The organism is Pseudomonas protegens, assembly GCF_003732485.1.
Classification (GTDB): domain Bacteria; phylum Pseudomonadota; class Gammaproteobacteria; order Pseudomonadales; family Pseudomonadaceae; genus Aquipseudomonas; species Aquipseudomonas protegens_B.
The window spans coordinates 157,033-159,088 of record NZ_MOAK01000086.1 but is presented as its reverse complement, the minus strand read 5'-3'; the positions used below and the strand labels follow the sequence as shown (position 1 = coordinate 159,088).

1 protein-coding gene is annotated in these 2,056 nt (G+C 62.7%); it reads right to left on the bottom strand.

Features of this window, described 5'->3' with window-relative positions:
* Positions 1-2,056: YhdP family protein (locus BLX41_RS36450; RefSeq protein WP_259745255.1), on the bottom strand; the 2,056-nt coding region annotated here is incomplete at both ends.

The window sequence follows — 2,056 nt, the reverse complement described above, 5'->3', positions numbered from 1 at the left end:
GATCGGAGAAGTCCAGGCGCAGGCGCCGGCCGATGGAGTTGAAGTTGAGCAGGCCGAACACCCGCAGCGCCTGGGCACCACCTTCGACTTCAACGAACTGGCCTTTGCGCAGGGTAGCGTCCAGGCTTCCGGAGAAGCGCTTCAGACCGACCCAGGCCGGCGACCCCGGCCAGCGACCGTCGACATCCAGGTGAAAGTCTTCACTGGTAACGGTAGGGGCAAAGCCCCAGCCCTTGAGCACGTCCGCCAGGTTCTTGCCGCCAATACGGCCACGGTACCAACTGTTGCTGGCACCGGCCTGGCCTTCCCAGCCGCCCTCTCCTCGCAACTGCATGCCCTTGAGGCCCAGGTCCAGGCCATTGAAGACCATGCCCTTGGCCGTCGGCCGGACCTTGAGCGCCCAGCGGCCGATCAGGTCCTGCCCTTGGAACAGCTGGGCAATGGAAATATCCAGTGGTGGAACGTTCTTCGGGTCCACCGAAGCCAAAGGATCCGGTGCATTTTCATCGGCCTGGGCCGCCGGGTCGGCAGCCGGCAGACGCACGTACGCCATGTCGATGACCATCGGCGCCACCTTGGCATCGGGAACCCCGACTGTACCCTTGGCCTGTTGACTGTCGATCTGCAGCTCCCAGGCAGAGGGTTTGCGGCTCAGCAGCAGATTGACCTGATTCAGCGTGGTGCCGAAGGCGCTGAGCTTGCCGACCTTGAAGTCCGCACTGCTGAGCAACTGCTTGGCGCTGCCCCCCGGGTCCTTCCCGGCATAGCGATCCACCAGGGCCTTCCATGGTTCCACATCCAGCTCGGAGAGAATCCCTCGTACCCGCAGCCCTTTTCCAGGAGGCAGCAAGGCCGCACCGTCGCCGAGGAACAATTCGCCCCGGCCCTCGGCGAACTTGCCACTGGGCGCCGCAAAGGTGAAGTCGGCCAACTCACCGTATTTGAACCAGTAGCGCCGCTCGGCCCCTTGCAGGGTCATGCGAAACACACTGTTACGCCCGGTGCTGGCGGCCATGCCGAACGGCGCCGGCAGGTCCACTGCCACGCCCTTGAGGCTGGAGCTGACCATCAATTGGCTGTCGGCACCGTCAAGGTTCAGTTGCAACTGATAGGGCACTTCGCCAGACACCGGCAACGGCTGGCTGACGTTCAACCAGTCGGTGAGTTTCTTCACCGTAACCTGGCCCTTGGCAACCACCCGGGTATTGGGTTTGCCTGGCTTGCCATCGGCAAAGATCTGCGCCGTGACCGGCCGATCGAAGGCCTGGGCGCTGATACCCTCGCCACTCAGCCCCCTGGTACTGTCGAAACGGAAATGACCCTTGAGCTGAGTCAGTTCCAGCTCGGGCTCGCTGAGTTTGAGACGTGCCTTGTCGGTCTTGAAGTCCACCACGATCTTCGGCTCTTCACCCTTGACCAGGGGAATGTCCAGGTCCAGCTTGCCTTCCAGTTCGCCCTCACCCTGCCAGCCGGCAAAGGTCGAGCCGGTGCCGATCGGCGCCTCCTGCAGAATCTTCACCCCATCCCCCAGGCCGCCGGCAAAACTGCCGTCGATGAACATATGGATGCTCTGACCGGCGACGGAATGGGGAATGTTGACGAAAACATCCCGCACCTTGGTGTCCAACAGCTGCCCTTTGCTGGCGACAATGCGTACGCCGCTGTCTTCGACGAACACGTCGCCACTGATCTTGCTCAGATGCGGCCAGCCCGGCTGGAACGCCAGTTCGGCATCATGCACCTTGAAAAACAGGCTGATGCTGCGAGCCGCCTCGATAGCGTCATGGTTCAGCGAACCCTGGTACTGGAAGAACCCCTCATCCACCGCGCCCTTGAGGATCGCCGTGCGCAGCCATTCATCCAGCGCCGGACTGAGCACCTGGGGCAGGTACTTGGCGGTGTAGCGCCCATCGCCGTCCACCAGGCCGACCCGCAGGTCCATGTAGTCTTCCTGACTGTGGTCGAAATGCAGGCGGATCAGGAAGTCGCCGGCAATCTTGCCCTCTTCCCCCAGCACCTTGAGGTAGGGGGCGATCAGGGTGAAGCCTTGCTTGTC